Genomic DNA, 493 nt, shown 5'->3' on the forward strand with positions numbered 1-493 from the left:
GGGCTACGCCCTGCGCGTGGACCGGGCCGGGCGGGGGCCGCGGATCACCCTCGGCGGCACGGACGCCACCGGCCAGTACTACGCCGTGCAGACGCTGCGCCAGTTGTTCGTCCACTCCGGCAACGACAGCTGGCGAGTGGCCGGCGTCCAGGTCAGCGACTACCCGTCGATGCCGCTGCGCGGCACCGTCGAGGGCTTCTACGGGCAGCCGTGGACACACGCCGAGCGCCTCGACCAGATGGACTTCTACGGGGACGTCAAAGCCAACACCTACGTCTACGCGCCCAAGGACGACCCCTACCACCGGGACAAGTGGCGCGACCCCTACCCGGCGGACAAGCTGGCGGAGCTGGGCGAACTGGTCGACCGGGCCACGGCGAACCACGTGCGCTTCACCTTCGCCGTCTCCCCCGGCGAGTCGGTCTGCTACTCGGATCCCGCCGACCGCGAAGCCCTCAAGGACAAGCTCCAGGCCCTCTACGACCTGGGAACC

General features: G+C 70.2%; 1 protein-coding gene. It reads left to right on the forward strand.

What is annotated here, in order from left to right; genetic code table 11:
* Positions 1–493: beta-N-acetylglucosaminidase domain-containing protein (locus IE97_RS0137840; protein WP_030252209.1), on the forward strand; the 493-nt coding region annotated here is incomplete at both ends.

This window comes from Streptomyces sp. NRRL S-455, from assembly GCF_000717875.1.
GTDB lineage: Bacteria > Actinomycetota > Actinomycetes > Streptomycetales > Streptomycetaceae > Streptomyces.